We start from the raw sequence: 25,183 nt of genomic DNA on the forward strand, positions 1-25,183 counted from the left end.
GAATCTCGATTTATTCCGCAGCAAACGTAGCTGTTACTGAACCAAAGCCTTCAATTTCAACTTTGAATTCTTCACCCGGATGCGCAACAACCATTGGGCCTAAAGCACCTGTTAAGATGATGTCGCCTTTTAACAATGGACGACCACGGCGTACCATTTCATCGGCCAACCACACCGCAGCATTGAGCGGGTTTGCCAAACATGCTTTACCCACGCCTTGAGAAACAACTTCTTCACCACGTGTCATGACCATTTTGCAGTTCACCAAGTCTAGATTTTCTAACTTGACGGGTTGTGAACCTAAAACAAACGCAGCAGAAGATGCGTTATCTGCCACGGTATCAATCAAACTGATTTTCCAGTTTTCAATACGGCTATCGACCACTTCAATGGCAGGCAAGGCATATTCAGTCGCACTGATAATGTCTGCATAGGTATGTTTTTCTTTGGTCAGGTCTTGGTTAATCACCAACGCTATTTCTGCTTCTACTTTAGGCTGAATCAGCAAACCTGCAGGAATTGCTTCACCATCGCCATAAGCCATATCGGCAAACAACATGCCAAAGTCAGGCTGATCTACACCCAGTTGTGCTTGAACCACTTTAGAGGTCAAACCAATTTTACGCCCCACCAAACGACGGCCTTCTTTTAAGGCACGTTCGGTATTCACTTCTTGAACGGCATAGGCAATATCTACGTCAGCACTTTCACCACCAAGCTCTGGGCGGATTGGCGCGATCGCAGTTTGAGAGAGTTCGGCAGTACGTAATGCTTGCGCAACTGATTCAACAACAGCAGAATTCGACATCAATGTTTCCTTAAACTGCAAAAATTGGGCTTATACCCCGAGGTGTTGGAAAGGTGATAAAAGAAGAAAAGGCACCATGACCCTGATCTTGACCGTCAGCGTGATAAGCTGTCCATCTCAGAGGTATGTATAAACTGATTTAGCATCTGAAAAATGGCGTTTTTATGCCAATACTTATTTTCTTTTTTTCAATAGCTATTAGCTATTAGTCTGTTTTTGTAAAAATCAATCAAAACAGCTGCCTGCGGGCTTTACTATTATTTTCCGAGTAGATGACTCGACTATTTGTAGCAATCTTAAAATGTCTTAATCCTTACTTTAGACTAAAAGCTAAGCATTTCCTGTCAGCACAATATATTCAATAAAAAAGGGCAACTTGCTTGCTGCCAAACTGCCCTTTTTGTTGTGCTGTAATTTAGCCTGCCCGACGCAAACGGTACTGTTGCAATAAAAATGCATGCAAACTCGGTACGTCATGTGCAATAGTCAAAGGCTGATAACGCTGCAATACCTCTACACTATGCACGCCATAGCTCACACCCACACGTGGCATGGCAATATTCTGCGCCATTTCCAAATCATAAGAGGTATCACCCACCATAACAGCCTGCTCGACCTGCACCTGAGTACTGCTTAAAATTTCCTGCAACATTAAAGGGTCAGGTTTAGATTTGGTTTCACTGGCTGCACGTGTTGCCACAAATAAATCCTGACTTTTGGTTTGAGCCAATACACGGTCTAAACCCTTACGGCTTTTACCTGTTGCCACGGCCAGTTTCAAACCTAAGCCTGACAATTCATCTAGCATTTCTGCCACACCATCAAACCAAACATCAGTTTTTGAGTGTTTCACATAGTGTTCTGAATAGCACTGCAAAATATCCTGATGCAGTTCAGGCACCTGTGGAAACAGGCGCTGCGCCACTTCTGGCAAACCCAAACCAATAATACTTTTGGCAGCAGCATCGGTCAGTGGCTGCTGAAATTGTTGTGCTGCAAACTGCAAACTCGCCACAATTTGACCGACGGAATTAAATAACGTGCCATCCCAATCAAAAATGATGAGTTCTACAGGTTTGTTCATATTAGGTTCCTAGATTTGATTCGGCTTTAAAATTCCCTCGCTTTACCTTAACTCAAAAGGATAAATGATCAAGAATCAGCACATATATCACAACAAATATTCGATACGCGAAGGGAGACATGAATGTCGCCGTTTCGCTGTGGCACAGGGATGTTCCATCAGCGAAACAAAAGATTTTTGTTACTTTTCATCTTTGAAAAGTAAGGCATAACCTATACAACAAGAATTTAAATTAAAAACTATAAAATGTGGCTGTGAATTACCCCTGAAAGCCCAATCTCCGTCTTGAGAAACAATGTTCCTCATCTTTAAAAAGAAGGGAACTGCTATTACACAATTGAGAATGACAAAAATTAAAACTCAGGTGGTGCTGTCGGCTTATCCGCCTTTTGCGCTCTAAGCTGTGCCACTAGACTCTGCATATCTTCAGGTAGAGGGGCTTCAATCACAGGATAGCCTGGAATTTCCAAACGCATAGCATGTAAGCACAAACGACGTGGTGCAGGACCACGGTATTCAGTTTGATGACCGTATTTATCATCACCCACCAAAGGATGTCCAATACTTAAACCATGCACACGAATTTGATGGGTACGCCCAGACAGTGGCGATGCATACACCAAACTGGCATGCATAAAACGCTCTGCGACCTTCCACAGGGTTTTGGATTCTTTACCCTCTTTAGATACACGCACTCGACGTTCACCATTGGCCAATTCATAACGATGCAACGGTGCGTCAATCAATTGCTGATCTAAACTCACCTGCCCTTTAACAATGGCCGCATAAGTTTTTTGAATTTTATGTTCGCGCAATAAGTCCTGCAGCGTTTTTAAGGTGCTACGCTTTTTAGATACCATCACCAAACCCGAAGTATCACGGTCAATACGGTGAATCAGCTCCAAATATTTTTTACCTGTGGCGGCACGTAAACCCTCAATCAAACCATAAGCGACACCACTACCGCCATGCACCGCAATGCCCGAAGGCTTATTCACCACCATCAAGCCTTCATCTTCATAAATCACACGGCTTAATAAGCTTTGTGCGACCTTATCTGAAATAGGCGCAGCACTGTCGTCTTTTTGCTCATAACGAATAGGCGCTACACGAATTTGATCGCCGATATTGAGTTTGGTTTCTGCTTTAATACGCTTTTTATTGACCCGTACCTGCCCTTCGCGAATCAAACGATAGATGCGACTTTTAGGCACCCCTTTTAAACGACTAAACAAAAAATTATCGATGCGTTGACCCGCTTGATGCTCATCCACTTCAAACCAAGTGACACTTTGCCATTGTTGGGTAGAATTCATACAGTTAAGTGACCTAATAAAATACTAAAATTGATTAAAAACTGATCATTTAGGCTATGCTTTACACAAGAAACATAAGCTTAGCCCATAGGCAGATGATGCAAGGTTTGATATAGTCAGCGCACGGAAACCATCGTAAGTGGGTAAAAGTTGGGTCATTTCGGTTTTTACTGAAGTTGATTATTCAATCAAACACTCCACTAAACACGTAAAGGTCCCAAAAGAATTATGCCGACGCCGAAGGCTTATTATATCGGCAAAACTGCAAACTGTTGCGTTTAATTGTACTTAAGGTACATAAATCAGTTTGCCTGAAAAAATATGTCGCCAACCTCAAGTTGGTTTTTAAACGTAAACTGATACACATCAGACTAGTCGTTCCCTGATGTCGCATTCAGGCTACAGCGTTGATACATTGGATCTGCACAAATTGTAAAGATACGACGATAATTCCGTATCAAGACACTCGACTAAAAGAAGGGATGATCTTTGAGCAATGTGACAGTGAAAGTTACTCACATCCAATGTACCGCTCGTCCGCCAGTGAAACGACCAGGTGACTTTAATCGTTTAAAGATTGAAGCCGTATTGACATCATCAATACGTGAATCATCCACCGAAACCCGATTATCAGGCCGGTAGAGAAACGTTCAGACCGCTGTATTTGAGATCTGAACCATGATCCGTGATGTTTGATGCTCGCTACGTATAGAGCGATGTTTTGCTGTGTATCACTATAAGGTGTTACACCCATGAAACGTATGTTGATTAATGCAACACATGCTGAAGAAATTCGCGTTGCACTTGTCACTGGTCAGCGTCTTTACGATTTTGATTTAGAAAATCGTACCCGTGAACAAAAAAAATCAAATATCTATAAAGGTCATGTGACTCGCGTAGAGCCATCTTTAGAAGCTGTATTTGTTGAGTATGGTGCCGGTCGTCAAGGTTTCCTGTCGATGCGCGAAATTGCCAACTCTTACTACAAGGCCGATCCTCGTCAAACTTCAAATATTCGCGAACTGATTACTGAAGGCACCGAACTGCTGGTTCAGGTAGAAAAAGAAGAGCGCGGCAACAAAGGTGCTGCCCTGTCGACCTTTATTTCACTGGCGGGCCGTTACCTGGTCCTGATGCCAAACAACCCGAAAGGGGGTGGTATCAGCCGTCAGATTTCCGGTTCAGTGCGTGAAGAACTGAAAGAAATGCTGGCCTCTTTAAACGTGCCACGCGGTATGAGCGTGATTGTACGTACTGCCGGTATTGGTCGTTCTCAAGAAGAATTACAACTTGATTTACAGCATCTGCTAGATCTGTGGGCGCAAATTCAAAGCACCTCAAGTTCTGGTCCATCGCCAATGCTGGTGCATCAGGAAGCCGGTGTCGTCACGCGTGCCATTCGTGACTACCTGCGTGATGATGTGGCTGAAATCCTGATTGACTCAGAACAGGCCTATAACGAAGCTTATAACTTCGTAAAAGCGGTGATGCCACGTCAGCTCGACAAGTTAAAAACCTATACCCTAAATGAACCACTGTTCGCGCATTTCGGTATCGAAAGCCAGATTCAAACCGCCTATGAACGCGAAGTCAAACTGCCTTCAGGTGGTTCAATCGTGATTGACCAAACCGAAGCATTGGTGTCAATCGACATTAACTCGGCAAAATCAACTCGTGGTCAGGACGTTGAAGATACCGCACTAAACACCAACCTGGAAGCTGCTGAAGAAATTGCACGCCAGTTACGTTTACGTGACATCGGTGGTCTGGTAGTAATCGACTTTATCGACATGACCAAAGACCGTAACCAGCGTATGGTGGAAGCCAAGCTGCGTGAAGCAACGCAAAGCGACCGCGCGCGTATCCAGTTTGGTCAATTGTCACGCTTTGGTTTAATGGAGATGAGCCGTCAGCGCTTACGTCCATCTTTAGAAGAAGCGACCGGTTATGTTTGCCCACGTTGTCATGGTACCGGCATGGTACGTGACTTACGTTCTCTCTCACTGTCGATTATGCGTAAAGTGGAAGAGATTGCGCTACGTGAGCGTCATGGTGAAGTTCAGGTTGAAGTACCGGTTGAAATTGCAGCATTCTTATTGAATGAAAAGCGTCACAGCCTGGTTTACCTTGAACAAACCTCAAATGTACGTGTAACGGTATTGCCGCACCCGCATTTAGAAACCCCACATTACGAAATCTCTTACAATCCGGAAGGCTTTGCCCCAACCAGCTATGAACGCACAGCAGCCACCCGCTTAAGCGAACAGGAACTAGGTTATGAAGCCTCTGAATGGCATTTAGAAGAAGAACAGCACGCTCAGCATGCAGCTGCGCCTGCAGCACCGCAAAAGGAACAGAAGCGTCCAGCCAAAGCTCAAGCCGCTGCGCCTGCACAAGTGGCCCCTGCTGCCGCTGCACCAAGTGCTAGCCCATGTGCATGGTTAGAAAACCTGTTTGTGCAAAAACAGGCCAACACGGTTGATCAGTCACGTAGCGCCAACAATGCGGCTGCAGCGATTGAGCAAATGGTCAATAATGGCGCAGTTAGCCGTGGCCAGTTCGGTCAGATTGCAGCTGCGGCGCCTGTGGCTGCACCAGCAGCAACCAGCAATGCTTATCTTGCCCCATCAACTGTGACCAAGCATGAGCGTGATCACGCTGAAAAACCGGCTGAACGTGAAGAAAAATCATCACGTCACAACAACAAAAAGCGCAGCAAGCATAAAGAGCCGCGCGAGCAAAACAGCCAGAATGACAACAGCCCAGCACAGCATCAGGTACACGAAGAAGTGGTGCAGCTGTCACGTCAGGAGCAACGTCAGGAAGCGCGTGAAAACAAACGCAACTCCCGCCGTCAGCACAACAACAATGAACAGACGCAAAACGAAGCGCAACAGCAAGATGCTGTGCCACGTCGTGACCGTCGTAACCAGCAACGTCCAGAGCGTCCAAATCGCCACCGCGATGCCAGCGTGCTGAATGACACGGCTGCACCGGCAGCAGCTACAGCAGCACCAGCCGCTGAAGCACAAGGCCTGAAAGTGGACCTGGTGGATGCACCACGTCAGGACGTGATGCCAACTGCTCTGGTGGTGAATGTTGATGCTGCACAAAGTGAAATTGTCGCGCTAAACCAGAACACAGCCGCTGCACCTGCAGCAACTGCTGAACTTCCGGTTGCGACCAGCACTGAAGCAGTAGAAGAAGCACCAGTACCAAAAGAAGAAGTGGCACCTGCGGCAATTGTGGCTGAAGAGCACAAATCGCAACCGGTGAAACGCGCCAGCAACGATCCGCGTCAGCGTCGTCGCCAGCAACGTGAAGGTCGTGCGCAACAAAACCAGCCGCCAAAGCTGTCACCATCTCAGGTTCCAGCCTTGCAGCAGTACACGGTAGGCAGCCTGATCCGTCATGTGTATGGTGAAGATTGCTCGGTACTGATTGAGCAGTTTGGTTTAATCCCAACCTTTAACCGCGCCCTGCAAAAGTTCACTGAACAATATGCAGCCAGCCTGGTCGCTCAAGCACCTGCGGCAGAAAGCCAAAAGCAGCCTGTGACCCGTGATGTTGAAGTCAGCAAAGCTGAGCCAGAAGCAGAACCTGCTCCTGTGCTGGACCTGACTCCACCAGCGCCAGTCAAACGTGTGGCCAATGATCCGCGTGAGCGTCGTCGTTTAGCCAAACTTGCTGCCGAACAGGCGCTGGAACAGGCCAAACAGGCCCATGCCGACGAAGCAGAAAAAGCACCCGCTAACGATGCACCAGCAGAAACTGCGGCGGACGCTCAAGCAGCTGAAGCAACAGAAGCCACTGCTGCAAGCAGCACAGCAGCACCTGTAGAAGCGACTGCCGAGCCAGCAGCAACTGAAGCAGCACCAGCGGCTGAAACCACTGCGACTGAAACTGAAGTGGCGACTGAAGAAAGCGCTGCAGCCGAAGCACCGGCTAAAGAAACAGCGAAAGCTGAAGCAGCGCAACCAGTACAGGCTGAACTGCCAGTTGATGCAGCAGATGCCAGCGAAGCACCGGCAAATGCAGAAGCTGAAGCTCCAGAAGCCGCAGCAGACAAGGCCGAGAAAGAAAAACCGGCACGTCCGCGTCGTCCACGTGGCCGTCCACCAAAGAAAGCCAATACCTCAACTGAGTCATAATTTGCTTTTTTGCAGGTGAATAAAAAAATCCAGTCATTTCGGTGGCTGGATTTTTTTTGTTAATTTGTCAGATTAGGTTGATTACACTACAACGAAACGATTAAAACCTTAAAGTGCAATATTCATGCGCTAGAACTACAGATTGGATGTCGAGAATAAATAGGATTCATATGAGCCATACAACACAACATGATCTTATTGGTCTGGCCGATGTCGCCGCCAAAATTCCAAAGTTTATCGGCAAAGTCCCGAATCTTATTCAGGGTCTGAGTCAAGCCTATTTACGAACGCCATCCACCCCTGCCGGTCTGGGCATTGCCTTTGAAAAAGCGGTCAAACGTAATCCGCATGGTCTGGCTTTAATGTTTGAAGAGCAGCGCTTTAGCTACAAAGCCCTGAATGAATGGGCCAACCAGATTGCCCACTATTATCTGTCACAAGGCGCACGCAAAGGCGATGTGATTGCGGTAATGCTGGAAAACCGCCCGGAACTGATCGCGACTATCATCGGTCTGGCCAAAATTGGCGTCACCATTGCACTGGTAAACACCTCACAGGTCGGCAAGGTGCTGACCCATAGCATCAATCTGGTCAAACCGGTCGCGCTAATTGTTGGCGAAGAATGCCGTGCTGCGGTAGAGGAGATTCGTCAGGCGCTGGATTTGCCGGCAGATCGTCTGGACTGGTTTGCCGATCAGGAAACCCAGCGCGATGCGGGCAAAGCTCCGAAAGGCTTTAACAATCTGGCCGAAAAGATCGACCATTTTCCGAAATTCAATCCGCCGACCACGCATTCCGTCCAGGGCAAAGATGGCCTGTTTTATATCTATACCTCGGGAACCACCGGCCTGCCGAAAGCCGTGGTGTTCACCCATAGCCGCTGGACCCTGGCCTATGGCACCTACGGCCATGTACTGAATCTGAATCCAAAAGATGTCATGTATGTGACCCTGCCGCTGTATCATGCCACTGGTATTGTGGTGTGCTGGTGCGGCGTAATTGCCGGTAGCGCAACCCTGGCAATTCGACGTAAATATTCCACCTCCAGCTTCTGGAAAGATGTACAGAAATTTAATGCCTCTGCCATTGGTTATGTCGGCGAGCTGTGCCGCTACCTGATGGATGCACCACCATCCGCGCTGGATCAGGGCCATCGTGTTACCAAAATGATTGGGAACGGCATGCGCCCGAATATCTGGAACAAGTTTAAGCAACGCTTTGGCATTGAAGAAATTCTGGAGCTGTATGCCTCCAGTGAAGGCAATGTCGGCTTTAGCAACATCTTTAACTTTGACAATACCGTTGGTTTTTCTCCAACCCCTTATGCGATTGTGGCTTTCGATAAAGAAAAAAATGAACCGGTCCGGGATGCGCGCGGCTGGTGCCAGAAAGTCAAAAAAGGTGAAGTTGGTTTATTGATTGGCAAAATTACCCGCCGTTCGCCATTTGATGGCTATACTGATCCGGAAAAAAACAAGGCGGTGATTTTAAAAGGCGTTTTCCAGCGTGGCGATCAATACTTTAATACCGGTGATCTGGTACGAAATATCGGCTTCCGTCATGCCCAGTTTGTTGACCGCCTCGGGGATACCTTCCGCTGGAAAGGTGAGAATGTTTCCACCACCGAAGTGGAAAATATACTCTGTGATTATGAGAAAATTGCCGAAGCGGTGGTTTACGGCGTAGAAATTCCAGAAACCAATGGCCGTGCCGGAATGGCGGCCATTACCTTAAATACCGATGCAACACTGGATGAACATGACCTGCAGCAGATGGTGAGCCAGTTTAAACAGGCCCTGCCCGGCTATGCGGTTCCGGTATTTTTACGGATTCAGGCCCAGGTTGAAACCACCGGCACTTTTAAATATCAGAAAAACAAGCTCAAAGAACAGGCATTTAATCCGGCAGCTACCACGGATCGTTTGCTGGTGTTGCTGCCCGGTGCAGCGGCTTATACTGATCTAACCCCGGAAATTTTCGAGCAGATTCAAACCTATCAATACCGCTTCTAAGCCCAAAGTTGTCTATTTTTTGATTCCCTAGCATGAATTTGTTTCATTTATAATCAAACATAGACAACTTTTTTATTTTTTACTTGCGCTCAAACGAGATCTTGCTACAATACGCTCCATCAAATGATATGGGTCGTTAGCTCAGTTGGTAGAGCAGCGGACTTTTAATCCGTTGGTCCCGCGTTCGAGTCGCGGACGACCCACCACTCATTTGAAAGCCTAAGATGGGTCGTTAGCTCAGTTGGTAGAGCAGCGGACTTTTAATCCGTTGGTCCCGCGTTCGAGTCGCGGACGACCCACCATCTTTCCTTAGGAACTCTGCAAAAACTCCAGTTCTTGCATATTAAAAAATAAGCAGCTTATTTTTTATTCCTCAGGGTCGTTAGCTCAGTTGGTAGAGCAGCGGACTTTTAATCCGTTGGTCCCGCGTTCGAGTCGCGGACGACCCACCATTTATCTTCCAAAATAAATATCTTCGCTTCCCTACTCTGCATTGCACATTTATATGCTGGGCTGCATCGTATCTGCGCTACAACCTCAATATTAATGTGGATGAAAGAACGCTCAATCTGCTTTTTTAATCGGCCGACTTTTCCAGATAATAAGCATGTGCCGGTAAAGGATTACGGGAAAAATACTGCTGATTTACCGTCGATACTGTGGCAATTTTTTCTAAATCCATGCGTAGATTCTGCGTGTCATCAATATCATAAAAAATTTCCACCCCATTACTGCGATGCACAATAATCTGGTGTGCGGTTTCATCATACATCCAGTAATCCAGATGATAGTTCATTTGTGCACCGGCCATGACCCGGCCAAGATAGACAATGGAACGATGTGCGGTGCCATCGGGCAATAAAGTCAGAATAAAATCGGCTGTACCGGTCTCACATTTGACATAGGCATCTTCACAGCTAATTTTTACCTGATACCGGCCGAAATAGGCCAAGGCCGCTTCCGGCACCACGGCTTTATCGGCATCTTTTGCAGATGGAAATACCGGTTGGCCAGCCACTTCACTCAGGCGTTTACTTGGCACATCTTCCGTCACCTGCAGGTCTGCCACGGGTGTAAACGGCTGTGCCTCCTCTTCTTGACTGTTAAACGTCGGGTCACAAGCGGCCAAAGACAGGCAACAGATTCCCCATAACCATTTCGAACAATGCACAGCCAATATGGTGTCTCCCGGGTATCAATAAAAATAGCCACCGTATGCCTTTGCATCAGGTTGATGGGCACACAGCGAAGCTATTGAAATTACATGAATTTTCACCCAAATCTACAGTTTTTGTAGACCTGTTTCAAGATTTTAAAGCGCAATATTTATACCGTGTCATTTTATTTACATAAATTAACGATTTATAGCGCATTGACCCTTTAAAAACGGAAATAGGTCGCCATTTTTATTTTATGAGTTGTTGATTGACTCACCATTTTATTTTTTAAGGAGACCTCAATGGCCAATGTTGGTTTATACCGCTCTAACCGCTCAAACATGATTGCAGGTGTAATGGGTGGTATTGCTGAACGTTTTGGTTGGAATGCAAATTTACTCCGCATTATTTTTGTGTTGGTATCCATTATGAGTGCCGCCTTCCCGGGTATTCTGGTGTACTTGGTACTGTGGCTGGTGATGCCGAAAAAGAAAGCTGAAATTGAACACGTGAATGGCTATCGCAATCCGGTACGTACCATTCATGAAGATCAGAACAGTTACCGTTAATCTTCATTTTTCTTGCACAGTTTAAAGCTACGGTGGCCCCCTATTACCGTAGCTTCTTTTTTCTGGCTTTAACTTTCCGTAGTTTTGCTGCGTAGCCAGATCAGACGCTGGTTCATGGCGGCAATCATATCGGCGCGGCTAATAATCCCGACCAGCTGCTGCTGTTCCACCACTGGAATATAGTTAAACGAACGTTCCACAAAATACGGGACCAGATCGGCAATACTCTGATGTGGTTTTACCGTCACCACCTTGCGGTTCATAATGTGTTTGACCTGATGCTGCCATGACATCCGCACATCAGTAGCATGTTTAAACCATTCCACCACTTCATACAGTGCCAATGTGCCGACCAGTTGCTGCTCGGCATTTACCACCGGCAAGCTCATTAAATTGACCTGCTTGAACTTGTCTAGCGCGAGCTGGATATCATCATCCTGCTGCAAGGTAATCACATCATGGGTCATGATATCTTCACAGCGCCATTCCTGCACGTTTTCATCCTGCATACGCGCATTGGCCTGATATTGCGCTTCCAGAATAATTTTCTGCAAGTCATATTCACTAATGTCCAGCAGCTCGGTCTGATGCTCCAGCACATGATGAATATCTTGCGGCTGAATGGTGACTTTCTGGGTCGGGGTCGGGTCTTGCGAACGCAGGTTCAGCTGGGCCTTGTGTGGATATTGCTTGCCAGTCAGTCGGTTAAACATCATTGCCACCAACAGCAATAACAGCGAATTTAACAGCACCGGATAAAAGATAAATAAATAGCCCAGTTCACTGACCGCCTCACCGCCCAATACTGCGGTAATCGCCACAGCACCACTCGGTGGATGCAGCGAATCGGTCGACATCATTAAAATAATAGATAAGGCCACCGCCACACTAAAGGCTTCGGTCAGATTCGGAATATACAGCGCACAAGTCACACCAATAATGCCGGCAATAGTATTGCCAATCACCATATTCCACGGCTGTGCCAGCGGACTGGCCGGCACCGCAAACAGCAATACTGACGACGCACCCATCGGCGCGATATACCAGGCATTAATATCGCCCAGAATCCATAAGCTGATCAGTGAAGATAAACTTAAGCCCAGCAAAGCACCCAATCCGCACAACAGACGTTCTTTCAGCGGCAGTAATTTGAAATTGGGTTTTAAGATTTCTAACCATTCAGATTGCGGATGAAACACGGGAATCCTTTGTGATTTTGGCGACGGCCGCCATTATAAAATGAAGCAGCTTATAAGATGTATTCATTCTATATCTTATAATTATGAATTTTTCTGTTGAGATGTATATCAGTATAGGCACACTGAATCATCCTCTTTTTAGAAAAAATTGATAAGCCCTTCATTTTAAAAACATCGTTTTTGCGTATACACCGTTCAGCGCAGATGATTGCGCTGTATACACCAGATGAAACCAATCTTTGAGAAAAATGACTGAAATGACAATGCTGGGTTTTCCCCGAATCCTACAGATCAAAATCCGTTTTTTGTGGATAGACAGATCAACCGAATGTCGGTTTCTCTACTGATTTTTCATGGCGATTTTTCGGTTAGGCTTCGCTTCCTGATCAAAGCGCCAGCATTGTATGGATAACCTTTGCTACCTCCCGCCAAAATCCTTATAATTGAGCACAATTTTTCTCTAATTTTAAGTGGATGACCATGAGTCGCGCCATATCGCATATTGATACTTTCCAAGGCTTAATTCTTGCCTTACAAAATTACTGGGCGGAGCAAGGCTGCGTCGTGTTGCAGCCTTACGACATGGAAATGGGTGCAGGAACATTCCACACTGCAACTTTCCTACGTGCATTAGGGCCTGAAACCTGGAATGCCGCTTATGTGCAACCTTCACGTCGTCCAAAAGATGGCCGTTATGGTGAAAACCCGAACCGTTTGCAACACTACTACCAGTTCCAGGTGGTATTAAAGCCAAACCCGGACAACATCCAGCAGCTGTATCTGGATTCTTTAAAAGCCATCGGGATTGATCCTTTGGTTCACGACATCCGTTTTGTCGAAGATAACTGGGAATCACCAACACTCGGTGCTTGGGGCTTAGGTTGGGAAGTTTGGCTGAATGGTATGGAAGTCACGCAATTCACTTATTTCCAGCAAGTCGGTGGTGTTGAATGTTATCCGGTCACCGGTGAAATCACTTACGGTTTAGAACGTCTGGCGATGTACCTGCAAGGTGTCGACTCAGTTTATGATTTGGTTTGGACTAAAGGTCAGTTCGGTACGGTCACCTATGGCGATGTGTTCCATCAAAACGAAGTGGAACAATCGACTTACAACTTCGAATATGCGCCAGTCGACAAACTGTTTGAACTGTTCGACTTCTATGAAGCAGAAGCCTCTCGTTTAATGGAAGCGAAACTGCCACTTCCTGCCTATGAGCAAGTGGTGAAAGCATCACACAGCTTTAACCTGCTTGATGCGCGTGGTGCGATTTCTGTGACTGAGCGTCAGCGTTATATTTTACGTGTCCGTACATTGGCGCGTGCCATTGCACAAAGCTACGTGGCCGCACGTGCAGAGCTTGGTTTCCCAATGGCAGAACCGCATTTACGTGATGAAGTTCTGGCACAGTTAAAAGCACAGGTTGAGGCGGAAGCCGCGCAAGCAGAAAAATCAGCGGAGAACAAATAATGTCTAAACATACTGTTTTATTTGAACTTGGCTGTGAAGAACTCCCACCAAAAAGCCTGAAAAAATTACGTGATGCATTACAGGCAGAAACGGTTAAAGGCTTAAAAGATGCAGGTCTGGCTTTCGATTCAATCGAAGCCTATGCTGCACCACGTCGTTTGGCACTTAAAATTGTCAATGTAGATGGCGCGCAAGCCGACACTCAAAAACGTTTTGACGGCCCTGCAAAACAAGCAGCGTTTGATGCTGAAGGCAATCCAACCAAAGCTTTAGAAGGCTTTATGCGTGGTCAAGGCATTACGGTTGATCAGGTTTCGACGTTCCAGGCCGGTAAAGTTGAAAAAGTGTGCTACTTAAAAGATGTCAAAGGCCAAAGCCTGGATGCGCTGTTACCGCAAATTTTACAAAATGCTTTGGACAACCTGCCAATCGCGAAACGCATGCGTTCTGCAGCAAGCCGTACTGAATTCGTACGTCCTGTAAAATGGGTAGTGTTGCTGAAAGACAACGATGTGGTTGATGCAACCATTCAAGATCATAAAGCTGGCAATGTGACGTATGGTCACCGCTTCCATGCACCTGAAGCGATTACGCTGGCCAATGCAGATGCATACTTAGATGCACTTCGTAGCGCTTATGTGGTTGCGTCTTTTGAAGAGCGTCAAGCCATCATCGACCAGCAAGTGAAAGCACTTGCTGATGAAGTGAATGCGATTGCGATTGTGCCTGCGGATCTTCGTGACGAAGTCACTGCACTGGTTGAATGGCCTGTTGCATTACGTGCCAGCTTCGAAGAACGCTTCCTTGCTGTTCCTCAAGAAGCTCTTATCACCACCATGCAGGACAACCAAAAGTACTTCTGCCTGGTGAATAGCGATAATAAACTGCAACCGTACTTCATTACGGTGTCAAACATCGAGTCGAAAGATCCGTCACAAATTATTGAAGGTAACGAGAAAGTCGTTCGTCCACGTTTGTCGGATGCTGAATTCTTCTTCCTGCAAGACCAAAAACAACCGCTTGCTTCTCGTAAAGAGAAATTGGCAAACATGGTCTTCCAAGCAGAATTGGGTACGCTTTGGAACAAATCTGAACGTATTGCCAAACTTGCTGTTGCGCTTGCGCCAATTACAGGTGCACATGCGGCTGACGCTGAAAAAGCTGCCCTGCTGGCAAAATGTGACTTAACCTCTGAGCTTGTGGGTGAATTCCCAGAACTTCAAGGCATCGCGGGAACTTACTATGCACGTCTTGAAGGCGAAAATGATGAAGTGGCTGAAGCACTTGGCGAGCAGTACTTGCCTAAATTTGCAGGTGATGTTTTACCGAAAACCAAAACAGGTACAACCATTGCGCTTGCAGACCGCTTAGATACGCTCACCGGTATTTTCGGTATTGGTCAAGCGCCTACAGGTTCGAAAGACCCGTTTGCCCTGCGTCGTTCTGCAATTGGTATCTTACGTCTAGTGACTGAAAACGAGCTTGATGTTTCAATCGAAGATTTGATCAAACTTGCTTTAGCTGCGTATGGCGATGTACTCAAAGATCACGATAAGACTTTAAACGATGCGGTTGCATTCCTTGAAGGTCGTTACCGTGCCAAATATGAAGACCAAGGTGTGGCTGTTGACGTGATTCAAGCCGTTCAAGCCTTGTCACCAAAATCACCGCTTGATTTTGACAAGCGTGTCAATGCGGTCAATCACTTCCGCGCATTGCCTGAAGCGGCTGCACTTGCTGCTGCGAATAAGCGTGTTGCCAATATTCTTGCCAAAGAAGCGGCACCAGCTGGTGAAGTGGTTGAAGCGAATCTGGTGGAAGATGCTGAAAAAGCATTGTTCGCTGAACTTGCAAAAATCACGCCTGTAGTTGAGCCATTATTCGCTGCTAAAGACTACACTGCTGCGCTCTCTGCACTTGCTGCACTGCGTGCGCCTGTAGATGCGTTCTTTGACGGTGTAATGGTGATGGCGGATGATGCTGAATTGAAAGCAAACCGTTTACGCTTGCTTGCTCAGCTTCGTAACTTATTTACGAAAGTGGCGGATATTTCGGTGCTTCAACACTAAAAACTAATTGGTTGTAAAATACACGAAACCCCGCTATAACATTAGCGGGGTTTTTTATTTTTATAAACAATATATTAGGGCTGATAATGAGTGTAATTATTAAAGAATTGGAGATTTTGAATTTTAGGTCATGTAAAGATACTCAGGTATGTTTAAAAAATTTCACCGCTCTAATTGGTTATAACAATGCGGGTAAATCAAATATTCTTTTGGCTATTAAATTTCTTTTAGAAGGCTTAAGTGTTAAATCTTTTAACTACTATGCAAATGCAAATAATTGTGAAGAACCCATAGAAGTAACAGCTCTCCTAACCAACATCAAAGATGACTTATTAAATTGGCTTTGTTGCACAAAGATTTCATAACTATATGATTTTAAAAGTTTTGATTGTTTTTTGATCCAAAATTAAATTTATTTAAATCAGATGCTTACATATTTATGCAACAAAGCCTATTAAATTTATTAGAAGAGGATCATGCAAATAAGCTTCGACCATTTATACAAAATGAAGAATTAAAAATTAAAAGAAGAACCTTCCTCGATAGAAATGAAAAACAGAAGATAGTTGCTACCTTATTTGATGGTAAGGAGTGGAAATCTATCCCTTCCGGTATTGAACAATCAATTATAAAAATTTTTCCAAAATTCATTCATATTGAAGCCATGACAGATGCTCATGAGGATTCAACAAAAAATAAAAGTGGGACAGCAATATCTAAACTTCTTGAACTGATTTCTTTAGAGATTCAAGAAAACTATCAACAAGATTTTATAACAAGTTTGGAATCTGTTTCTAATCTTTTATCACATGATGGAAGTAATAGAATTCCTGCATTGAGTAAAGTCGATACAGGTATAAATGAAATAATTAATGACTTTTTTCCAAATATATCGGTAAAGCTGCATTTCCCAACCCCAACCATCGAAGATATTTTTAAAAGTGGGACTTTGAAAATATTTGAAGATACACATACAGAAAGAGATTTTAATAATTTTGGGCACGGTACTCAGCGCTCAATCCAAATGGCTCTTATTAGATATTTGGCTGACTTACAGCAAAAGAATCCTAGCTCAAGAAGATCAAATACTATTATTTGTATTGATGAACCTGAACTCTATTTACATCCTACAACTATTGAACTTGTACGTGATGCATTAATGACTCTCAGTAATTCAGGTTACCAGATTTTATTTTCTACGCATTCCGCAAGTCTTTTGTCCTCTGAACATGCAATTAATGCTTTACAAATTCATAAATCTCCAGAGTTAGGCACACAAGCAAGAAAGCCTATTTCAAAAATTATCGAATCTCTTAATGCTAAGTATCCTAGTCATTTTTATGAAGTGTTTAAGTTAAATAATGCTTCTCAAATATTTTTTAGTGATGAAGTCCTTTTAGTAGAAGGAAAAACTGAGCTTAGAGTTCTTCCTAACATATATACTAAAATACATAAACGCCCTTTTCATCTCAAAAAACTATCTCTAGTTTCTGCTGATAGTAAAACCAGTCTTTTACCTATTCAAAAAGTTTTAGGTGCTCTTGGAATTCCTTCAAGAATTCTTACAGATCTTGATTTTATCGGTAATTGTAAGGATTGGGATCTAATTGATGATTCTAATGCTCATTATTTTGAAGAGTTTAGAAGTTTAGTAGAGAGAAATAAGGACTTACCTGATTTGAATATTTGTCAGGATCATGTCAAAGACTGTTCGTCCTTAAGACAAATCGGTGCAAAAAAGTTTAAAACTCTAGCTCAACTACCTGAAGCCAAACCCATACTAAAAAACATTCATAATTCTCTAAAAGTTAAAGGCATATACATATGGTGTACAGGAGATATTGAGGCTGTTTATGGTTTTAATTCTAAAAGAGAACAAGAATGGCGTAGATTTAATACTGCTCTTATAAATAATGAATCTATTGAAGAATTAGTAAGTGATTACGAACATTTGAGAGATGCTATAGAGTGGATTAGCTAAAAGTGGAGTAACTATAGGCATATCCCTATATATTTCATATACTCAACCTAACAACACTCAACAAGAAAGAAGCTTATGAAACTTAAAACTTTAATTTTATCTGGTCTAACTTGCCTTTCTCTGGGTGCATGTACCTCTGCGCCAGTCATTCCACAACTACAAGCAGGGGTATTACAAGAAGTCCAAAATCTTGAGGTCTATCCAGACACCACGCATAACTCGGCCAAACTGACCAAGTTTATTGATAAATGCGTGATTGAATTTAGAGGGCAGCTCAAAGCCGGCCGCTCAATTGAACAATGGGCATTTAAAGGCAACACCCTCATTTCAGCCGGTTCAGCTACCTTTGCCCAAGATGGCACCAGCACCGCCCATAATTTTGACCTGCATGATGCCACGGTACAGAAAAACTTCCTGACCCTGCGCGATCATTTCCATAAAGATGCACTGGCGCAATGTAACTAAAAATTCAAGCATCATGCCTGCAAAAGGTATGGTGCTTTTCCACATTTCCTAGAAAAAATAAAAATAACCCGAAAAATAAATAGATTTTTCATCATTCAAATTATATCTGCTATACCAACTGGTATAAGACTTCGCAGCCAATCCCCGGTTTACAAAAATGCCTGAATTGTTAAGCAGTTGTAGCAAGATTGTGGATGTTTTTGCATAAAGCATATCGGCGCATATTTTTCTCCTTAAGATAGGCACCGCTCACAGCATTGCGTCTGTGGCACACATGCAAGGAAAATCCTATGAAGAAAACTCTCACAACAATATTCATGAGCAGCGCCCTACTCGCGACATCTTCACTGTATGCCGCGCCAGCACTTCAGGCCAATGTCAACGCATCGGCAGCTGTGCAGACGCCACAGGCTGGTGGACTTTTAAATAATGTAGTGCAAGGTACGCAGCAGACCTTACACAGCGCAGGCGAGCATGTCGGTCAAGGATTACATAGCGTAAAAACCACGACCCAGAACACCTGGCAAAACACCAAACAGTTCAGCAATGAAAAAGCCGAAGCCGGCAAAGAAAAAGCCGCAGATTTAAAACAGGCGGCCTATGAACGCTCAAGCGAACTGAAACAGTCTGCCGCCAAGAAAGCCGCAGCAGCCCGTGAACATGCCGCAGACCGCACGGAAAAAACCAAAAACAGCCTGAAACAGAAATCGGCACAGGTACAATTGCACAGCAATGCGCAGGTTGATGTCGATACGCCTGTGGCCAAAGCCAAAGTCAGCAGCAAAACCCATACCGCAGTGGGCGCAGCACAATAATCAAAATGAGAGAACCAAGCCTGCAACCCTGTTGGCTTTTTTAATTTTGTGCTTGAGTTTCAAGATAATTCAGCAGATGCTCAGCACAGTAACAGGAATCTTCATGATTTCTTCATGCCTTCAGTTTAGGCTTAGGCTTTCCATTCTCTTTTAGCAGGGGGCATGATTATGCATAAAATGAAATCCGTATTGGCTGTTGGCCTTATGCTCATGGGCACTGCAGTCTGGGCACAAACCCCGCCAGCAGAAGCGAATAGCAGCACCAAGCTCCAAGCCCCGATTCAACCTTATGCCGATAATCCGAATTTACTGCATGTCTGGGCCTATAAAGCACAGCAAGGTGTTTTAAACGCGGCAGATCGGGTTGGTGAAGTGGCAGAAAAAGGTGTGCAAAAAGTACGGCCTTCGGTGCATCAGGCCTGGGAAAATACCAAGACCTTAACCAGCAACACCACGCAACAGGCCAACCAGAAAATTCAGGACACCAAAGAAGCTTTAGGCGGCGCACCACAACAGCCGGTACCCATTGTACAAGGCAGCTTGAGTCAGCCAGATACCGCTCAACCGGCGGCATCCGTACCTGCTGAAACCGGTTCAGGAGCCACCAGCTACGCCGTGACCGAACTTTAAGACGGAGTGAGCGAGAGCATCATCACTCGCCTTTTCATTCCACCCAAAAATACGGACCTGAATGCGTCCGTATTTTTTATTGCTTGATATCTGATTAATTGACCTGACGGATCGGTTGGCCCTGCTGAAATGCGATCACGTTTTCTACCATTTGCTGCACAATCCGCTGCCGCGCATCTACACTGCCCCATGCACTATGCGGGGTTAAAATTAAATTGGGAATGGCTGGGTCTAACAGGATATTGCCCTGCTTGGGTGGCTCGACACTCAGCACATCCATCGCCGCACCGGCAATTTGTCCGGACAGTAAGGCTTCGGCCAGCGCCGCTTCATTGACAATACCACCACGGGCACAGTTAATTAAAAACGCGCTATGTTTCATGGCGGCAAACTCAGCCGGCCCGATTAAATCCCGGGTATCTTCGGTCAGTGGACAATGCAGGCTTAAAAAATCCACCTGCGGTAACAGTTCGGTAAAAGGCACCCGCGACGCAGATTGTGGCCGGTTGGCGAGAGCAGCAATTTTGACCTGCATGCCGAAGGCTTCGGCCAGCTTGGCCACCGCCTGTCCCAATTCACCATAACCAACAATGCCCAGCATTTTTCCGGCCAGCTCGACAATTGGATAATCCAGCAGACAGAACTGGCGAGAACGCTGCCACTGGCCCTGTTGCACCGCCTGATGATAAGGCACAAAAGAAGTGGCCAGATTTAACATCAGCATTAAGGTATGCTGTGCTACTGCGGCCGTGCCATAACCCTGACAGTTACACACCACCACACCCTGGCGGCGTGCCTGCTCCAAATCGACATTATTGGTACCGGTGGCTGAAATTAGGATCAGTTTAAGCTGCGGGCATTGCTGTAATGTCGCGGCATCGAGCAAGACTTTATTGCTGATAATCACCTCGGCAGATTGCACCCGTGGCAGCAGCTCTGCAGGCGAAGTGGTTGGATACAGCGTTAACTGCTGCTGAAAGACAGCGTTTAAGTCTTCTAGCTGTAAATCATCCTGATCCAGCGAGGCAAAATCCAGAAATATGGCGTTCATGTGGTGCATCCTCTCATCATGGCGTGAGGGAATTAAAGCACACTTGCAACGCTGCGCGTCAGTTCAAAAATGGGATGCCCACAAAAAATGCCCATGAGTTCATGGGCGCTTGCTGTGATAATTGCGTAAAGAAAAGCGGATTTGCCGAATAACATAAATGGTTAAAGCCAATACCAATAACAGGCCACTGCCGAACACCATATAGGCTGAATAATGCACCGTTTGTGCCGAAGCAACGGACGGAACAGCCCAACCCAGCAGGCTCAGTACCACAACAGACAGAGGTCGAATGGTCATAACACTACCCTACTTTTATCCACTGGTTGTTTTATATCCACCTTCATCTTAGCCTGAATATAAAATAAAACAAGGACTTCGGGGTCAGTGCAGTTTTGGCTTACAGCACCACTTCGGGCTGGGTCACAAATTTGGCACTTTCCGGGCTATCATCGACAAATTCATTGCCGCCAAATTCATCACTACTTAAATTCAGCTGTTTATAACTCAGCACATAATAATCGCTGTATTTTTTAATCACGATGGGGTGCATACCGGCGCTGAGCTCATCCTGTTCCTGAAACAGTTTCATGACCTGACGATCATTCATGGCCACAATATAACGCTGGTCATTCAGCCAGATTTGTACCAGTCCATTGCCCTTGGCATAAATCGGAATCAGGAATTTATGGTTTAAGGCCACAGCACTGGCAGCATAGCTTTCGATCTTCTGGCTAATGACATTAAATACCAGCCCATGGCCAAAACAGTCCATCAGCTGGCGGCGGCTTTCCTGCGGCAGGTTAAACTGAATCCCGAGTTTATGCAGGTCATGCTGATCGACCTGTTTATTGCTGAGCAGCGAGCGAATCAGGTTCTGCTTGAGCTTGGCATCAAAAAAGCCGCTGTCCAGTTGCAGTTCGTTATTTTTCAGGATTTGCCCCAGCGCATGTTTGTGCCGTGGCAACAGGTTTTCAATCAGCTTGCGATAGTAGAACTTGCTGTTCTTTTTGACCTGACGCATCTTCTGGTAAAAATGTGCCGGATCAAAAGGATGGCTAAGAAAATCATTGAGCAAATCGGAACTGGCCAGCACCGCAATCGCATCATGTCCGGTAAACGGTAAATGCAGGGTCTGCAGCGAAGGCAGTACCGCCTGCAGTTTTAAATACTGGGCGCGGTCTTCGGCATAGTGCGGATCATAAATCACGATATATTCGCGCTCAGCCGAAACATCTTGGGGCTGAATACGCATGTCAGCATTGTGTTGCGGATGGAAGAACATATTGTAGCGCGTGTCCAGAATATCTTCCGGATCAATCGAATATTGCGGCACCAGTGCCACCACACGTTGCAAATCCAGCAGGTTGGAATATTTGATGGCCGCATAACCACCCATCGAACCGCCATAGCCAATACGCTGCTGAAACGGCGCAATGGTGGCGGCAATTTCATTCAGCATCGCGCGCATCGACTGTTCGGGAAACCAGGATTTCTCCTTTGGCATGATGCCAACCACATTATAGCCGTGTTTGCTCAATGACTTTTCAGCATTAATGGTCAGGCCTTTGGCGCGGGTAATTAAATCGCCAAAAGAAAAAATCAGCGCCTCTGAATGACCGGGCATCCAGATGACGCGGATATGATCGTCTTCAAAAATTATGTGTTTATCCATTCCCACACCAGAGCTGCACAGCCCTCTATCAAGATTCAAAATAACAAATAGACCGTATGCCGACGACTAAAAAGCGAATATGTTATTTTATAGATGCCCGGCAGATAAAAAAGCACAAAATATGACACAATTCCTCCATCCTGCAGCAGAACAAGGCTTTTCCACAGCCGCCAAACTTTATCAACAGGTCCGACCAAGTTATCCACAAGCGCTGGTTGCATGGTTAAAAAACCAGCTTAAATCTGATGCCGCACCGGTCTGTGTCGACCTAGGTGCCGGTACCGGTAAATTCCTGCCGATTCTGCAACAGCTTAGCCCGCATGTGATTGCTGTTGAGCCGGTGGCCGAAATGCTGGCACAACTACAGCAACACTATCCTGATGTGCAAAGCATTCAAGCCTATAGTCATGCCCTGCCGCTGCCTGATGCCAGTGTCGATGCCGTCTGCTGCGCGCAGTCCTTTCACTGGTTTGCCAATCTTGAAACCCTGAACGAAATTTACCGGGTGCTGAAACCGGGTGGCCAGCTGTTGCTGATCTGGAATCAGCGTGACACCAGCATCGACTGGGTCAAGGCACTGGCCGACCATATAGCACCGCTGGAAGGCGATACCCCGCGTTTTCATAGCGGCCAATGGCGACAGGTCTTTTCGGCTGCGACCGGCTTTAACGCTAACGCAGAAGCTACTTTTCAGCAATGGCAAAGCGGTACAGTTGAACAGGTGGTGTCAAAACGCCTGCTTTCTACCAGTTTTATTGCCGCGCTGCCTGAACACCAGCAACAGCAGCTGAAACAGCAGTTCGAGCAGATGGTGCTGCAATATACAGGCAAACAGCCGCAGCAACAAATTGACTTTCCCTACCTGACCCATGTGTATAGCTTTACAAAAATTACAGAACAATAAGGATGAACCTGTCATGTCCAATCTGATTAAACCTTTATCTCTGGCCTGTCTGCTTGGCAGTGCACTGCTGCTGAGTGCCTGCGAGCGCAATCCATCACCAGAACCGAAGCAGGAATTAAGCGCCGAAGATCAGGTGCTGCAGGAACTGAAAAGTGAGCCGGTACGCACTTTCCCAAAAACCGAGCAGGACTTGCATGACCTGCAGCTACTAACCGACTATGAACAGCGCTTTGGCCAGATGAGTGAGGAAATGGAAGCCGAACTGATGCAGATGCAGCAGCAAGGCACGCTGGATGATGGCTTTGCACGAAGCCGGCAAGGTGACAATATCCAGTCGGCACTGAATATGCTGAAAGCGCTGGATTTAAAGACCGAACAGGGCCGCTATATCCAGGGCCTGATGTATGAATATTGGGATCATCAGGCTCAGCTGCATGCCCAGCAACCAGCTTCAGCTGCATCGGAGAGTGCACCAGACAGCGTTAAAGGTCTGGGGAAATTTATTCATGCCCAAGAGCAATTAGAACACTGGCGCGACCAGTATCCACAGCTCGAGCATTAAATGATATGCACAACCTCAGGGCCCTAAATAGCCCTGATTTTTTACAGGCAGGATGTCTGTGAGTTTTACTGCCCTGTAGCGAGATAGGCATGTACACCTTCCCCAGCTGCCCGTCCGGTGGCAAAACAGGCCGTGAGCAAATAGCCGCCGGTGGGTGCATCCCAGTCCAGCATTTCACCGCAGCAAAATACTGCCGGATGATCCTTCAGCTGTAACTGCGGGCTGAAGGCACTGCGTTTGATTCCGCCGGCACAGCTAATCGCTTCTTCAATCGGGCGAAAACCCGTTAATTCAATCCGTAGCTGTTTGATCTGTGCCGCCAGTGCCTCCGGCTGATGCCATAAGCTTTTATCGACCAGTTCACGCAGCAGACTGCTTTTGGCTGCATCTAAACCGGCTTTACGCCAGACATTGCTAAGTGACTGCTTTTTACTGGGGTGTAATTTTTTGGCCAGCTGCGCCTGGGACTGCTCGGGCAGTAAATCCAGAAACAGCACCATGCGCTGCTGCTGTTTCAGCTGTGCACGTAAGGCCCGGCCCTGCTTATAAATCAGGCCGCCTTCCAGTCCATAATGGGTCAGGACAATATCGCCGATACTGCGCGTATGCGGTTCTACCCAGGCCTCAACCCGTTTTAAAGGCTGACCAAACACTGGCTGCATAAAGCTGGACCACGGATATTCCACCCCGGCATTGCTGGCCTGAAATGGTTCAATCTGCTCTGGACGGAGCCAGTCCTGCCAGGCACCATCACTGCCTAATTGCGACCACGACAGCGCACCACAAGCCAGCACAATCGCATCAAATGCTTCACTGCGCAGTTGCCCATGTTTTAAGTCCAGAATCTGCAGCTGTTGCTGCTCAAGGCCTTTGACCTGCTGGCGGTAATGAAACTGCACCCCATTATCCGCCAGTCGTTTTAACCAGGCCCGTAATAGCGGTGCAGCTTTCATCTCCACCGGAAATATCCGCCCGGATGAACCGACATAAGAGCGAATGCCCAAGCCTGCCATCCAGTCCTGAATCCAGCCAGCATCCCAGCGCTGAATCCACGGCGCCAGCCAGTCGGCCTGATCATAACGCTGAATAAACTGCGGCACTGCTTCGGCATGGGAAATATTTAACCCGGTTTTTCCGGCCATTAAAAACTTGCGTGCTGCCGAAGGCTTCTGCTCATAGACATGCAGGTTATAGCCATACTGGCTGAGCACCTCAGCCGCCATCAAGCCGGCCGGGCCTGCCCCGATAATGGCAATCCGCTTGGACAT

Annotated in this window: 21 protein-coding genes and 3 tRNA genes; 15 read left to right on the plus strand and 9 right to left on the minus strand. The window is 46.2% G+C overall.

Annotated elements, in window-relative coordinates:
• Window positions 1-10 precede the first annotated feature (10 nt).
• The 3 genes from FTT89_RS10415 to FTT89_RS10425 all read right to left on the minus strand — a co-directional run bounded on the left by FTT89_RS10415 (window position 11) and on the right by FTT89_RS10425 (window position 3,208).
• On the minus strand, window positions 11-808 hold the full coding sequence (locus tag FTT89_RS10415) for a 2-keto-4-pentenoate hydratase (protein ID WP_180006771.1): 798 nt from the start codon (window positions 806-808) through the stop codon (window positions 11-13).
• 415 nt (window positions 809-1,223) lie between these two features.
• A complete protein-coding gene (locus FTT89_RS10420; protein ID WP_179988473.1) occupies window positions 1,224-1,892 on the minus strand; it encodes an HAD-IA family hydrolase in 669 nt (222 codons plus the stop codon).
• A 353-nt stretch (window positions 1,893-2,245) separates the two neighbouring features.
• Complete coding sequence (locus FTT89_RS10425; RefSeq protein WP_168417529.1) at window positions 2,246-3,208, minus strand: RluA family pseudouridine synthase; 963 nt, start codon at window positions 3,206-3,208, stop codon at window positions 2,246-2,248.
• A gap of 752 nt (window positions 3,209-3,960) precedes the next feature.
• Here FTT89_RS10425 and FTT89_RS10430 point away from each other — a divergent pair.
• The 5 genes from FTT89_RS10430 (at window position 3,961) to FTT89_RS10450 (ending at window position 9,823) form a co-directional block, all read left to right on the plus strand.
• Complete coding sequence (locus FTT89_RS10430; RefSeq protein WP_180006770.1) at window positions 3,961-7,359, plus strand: Rne/Rng family ribonuclease; 3,399 nt, start codon at window positions 3,961-3,963, stop codon at window positions 7,357-7,359.
• A 170-nt stretch (window positions 7,360-7,529) separates the two neighbouring features.
• Entirely contained in the window at window positions 7,530-9,371 is a 1,842-nt protein-coding gene (locus FTT89_RS10435; RefSeq protein ID WP_168384441.1) for a long-chain-acyl-CoA synthetase, read from the plus strand.
• A 130-nt stretch (window positions 9,372-9,501) separates the two neighbouring features.
• Window positions 9,502-9,577: transfer RNA gene (locus FTT89_RS10440), tRNA-Lys, on the plus strand.
• 20 nt (window positions 9,578-9,597) lie between these two features.
• Window positions 9,598-9,673 (plus strand) — tRNA-Lys (locus tag FTT89_RS10445).
• Window positions 9,674-9,747: 74 nt separating this feature from the next.
• Window positions 9,748-9,823, plus strand: a tRNA-Lys gene (locus FTT89_RS10450).
• A 125-nt stretch (window positions 9,824-9,948) separates the two neighbouring features.
• Here the strand turns inward: FTT89_RS10450 and FTT89_RS10455 are convergent.
• Window positions 9,949-10,542: a hypothetical protein gene (locus tag FTT89_RS10455; protein WP_228289529.1), complete on the minus strand. Its 594-nt coding sequence runs from the start codon at window positions 10,540-10,542 to the stop codon at window positions 9,949-9,951.
• 288 nt (window positions 10,543-10,830) lie between these two features.
• Here FTT89_RS10455 and FTT89_RS10460 point away from each other — a divergent pair, with 288 nt between their 5' ends.
• Window positions 10,831-11,097, plus strand: coding sequence for a PspC domain-containing protein (locus FTT89_RS10460; protein ID WP_005181954.1), 267 nt, complete (start codon window positions 10,831-10,833; stop codon window positions 11,095-11,097).
• A gap of 68 nt (window positions 11,098-11,165) precedes the next feature.
• Here FTT89_RS10460 and FTT89_RS10465 read toward each other — a convergent pair whose 3' ends face one another.
• Window positions 11,166-12,296 (minus strand): HPP family protein, encoded by a 1,131-nt coding sequence (locus tag FTT89_RS10465; protein ID WP_005181952.1) that lies wholly within the window; start codon window positions 12,294-12,296, stop codon window positions 11,166-11,168.
• Window positions 12,297-12,776: 480 nt separating this feature from the next.
• Between FTT89_RS10465 and glyQ the strand changes: the two genes are divergently transcribed.
• The 7 genes from glyQ to FTT89_RS10500 all read left to right on the plus strand — a co-directional run bounded on the left by glyQ (window position 12,777) and on the right by FTT89_RS10500 (window position 19,726).
• Entirely contained in the window at window positions 12,777-13,766 is a 990-nt protein-coding gene (glyQ, locus tag FTT89_RS10470) for a glycine--tRNA ligase subunit alpha (protein ID WP_127801778.1), read from the plus strand.
• Window positions 13,766-15,835: a glycine--tRNA ligase subunit beta gene (gene glyS / locus FTT89_RS10475; RefSeq protein WP_180006768.1), complete on the plus strand. Its 2,070-nt coding sequence runs from the start codon at window positions 13,766-13,768 to the stop codon at window positions 15,833-15,835. The genes glyQ and glyS overlap by 1 nt, the downstream gene beginning before the upstream one ends.
• 86 nt (window positions 15,836-15,921) lie before the next feature.
• Entirely contained in the window at window positions 15,922-16,200 is a 279-nt protein-coding gene (locus tag FTT89_RS10480; protein ID WP_180006767.1) for an AAA family ATPase, read from the plus strand.
• 74 nt (window positions 16,201-16,274) lie between these two features.
• Complete coding sequence (locus FTT89_RS10485) at window positions 16,275-17,816, plus strand: ATP-dependent endonuclease (RefSeq protein WP_180006766.1); 1,542 nt, start codon at window positions 16,275-16,277, stop codon at window positions 17,814-17,816.
• A 75-nt stretch (window positions 17,817-17,891) separates the two neighbouring features.
• On the plus strand, window positions 17,892-18,281 hold the full coding sequence (locus tag FTT89_RS10490) for a hypothetical protein (RefSeq protein ID WP_005181941.1): 390 nt from the start codon (window positions 17,892-17,894) through the stop codon (window positions 18,279-18,281).
• A 290-nt stretch (window positions 18,282-18,571) separates the two neighbouring features.
• Window positions 18,572-19,096, plus strand: coding sequence for a hypothetical protein (locus tag FTT89_RS10495; RefSeq protein ID WP_005181937.1), 525 nt, complete (start codon window positions 18,572-18,574; stop codon window positions 19,094-19,096).
• Between the two features lie 204 nt (window positions 19,097-19,300).
• Window positions 19,301-19,726: a hypothetical protein gene (locus FTT89_RS10500; protein WP_104470692.1), complete on the plus strand. Its 426-nt coding sequence runs from the start codon at window positions 19,301-19,303 to the stop codon at window positions 19,724-19,726.
• A gap of 94 nt (window positions 19,727-19,820) precedes the next feature.
• Here FTT89_RS10500 and FTT89_RS10505 read toward each other — a convergent pair whose 3' ends face one another.
• The 3 genes from FTT89_RS10505 to FTT89_RS10515 all read right to left on the minus strand — a co-directional run bounded on the left by FTT89_RS10505 (window position 19,821) and on the right by FTT89_RS10515 (window position 22,449).
• Window positions 19,821-20,777, minus strand: coding sequence for a 2-hydroxyacid dehydrogenase (locus FTT89_RS10505; protein ID WP_104484188.1), 957 nt, complete (start codon window positions 20,775-20,777; stop codon window positions 19,821-19,823).
• A 99-nt stretch (window positions 20,778-20,876) separates the two neighbouring features.
• Complete coding sequence (locus FTT89_RS10510; protein WP_005181929.1) at window positions 20,877-21,074, minus strand: hypothetical protein; 198 nt, start codon at window positions 21,072-21,074, stop codon at window positions 20,877-20,879.
• Window positions 21,075-21,174: 100 nt separating this feature from the next.
• Window positions 21,175-22,449 carry a hypothetical protein gene (locus tag FTT89_RS10515; RefSeq protein WP_016659613.1) on the minus strand — a complete coding sequence of 425 codons (1,275 nt, stop codon included), beginning with the start codon at window positions 22,447-22,449 and terminating at the stop codon, window positions 21,175-21,177.
• Between the two features lie 121 nt (window positions 22,450-22,570).
• Here FTT89_RS10515 and FTT89_RS10520 point away from each other — a divergent pair, with 121 nt between their 5' ends.
• Both FTT89_RS10520 and FTT89_RS10525 read left to right on the plus strand, forming a co-directional pair.
• Complete coding sequence (locus FTT89_RS10520; protein ID WP_171525510.1) at window positions 22,571-23,353, plus strand: class I SAM-dependent methyltransferase; 783 nt, start codon at window positions 22,571-22,573, stop codon at window positions 23,351-23,353.
• 13 nt (window positions 23,354-23,366) lie between these two features.
• On the plus strand, window positions 23,367-23,915 hold the full coding sequence (locus FTT89_RS10525) for a hypothetical protein (protein WP_180006764.1): 549 nt from the start codon (window positions 23,367-23,369) through the stop codon (window positions 23,913-23,915).
• 65 nt (window positions 23,916-23,980) lie between these two features.
• Here the strand turns inward: FTT89_RS10525 and FTT89_RS10530 are convergent, their stop codons facing one another.
• Window positions 23,981-25,183: a TIGR03862 family flavoprotein gene (locus FTT89_RS10530; protein WP_180006763.1), complete on the minus strand. Its 1,203-nt coding sequence runs from the start codon at window positions 25,181-25,183 to the stop codon at window positions 23,981-23,983.

The sequence above is a fragment of the Acinetobacter sp. YH01025 genome, assembly GCF_013420185.1.
In the GTDB taxonomy this organism is placed as follows: Bacteria; Pseudomonadota; Gammaproteobacteria; order Pseudomonadales; family Moraxellaceae; genus Acinetobacter; species Acinetobacter indicus.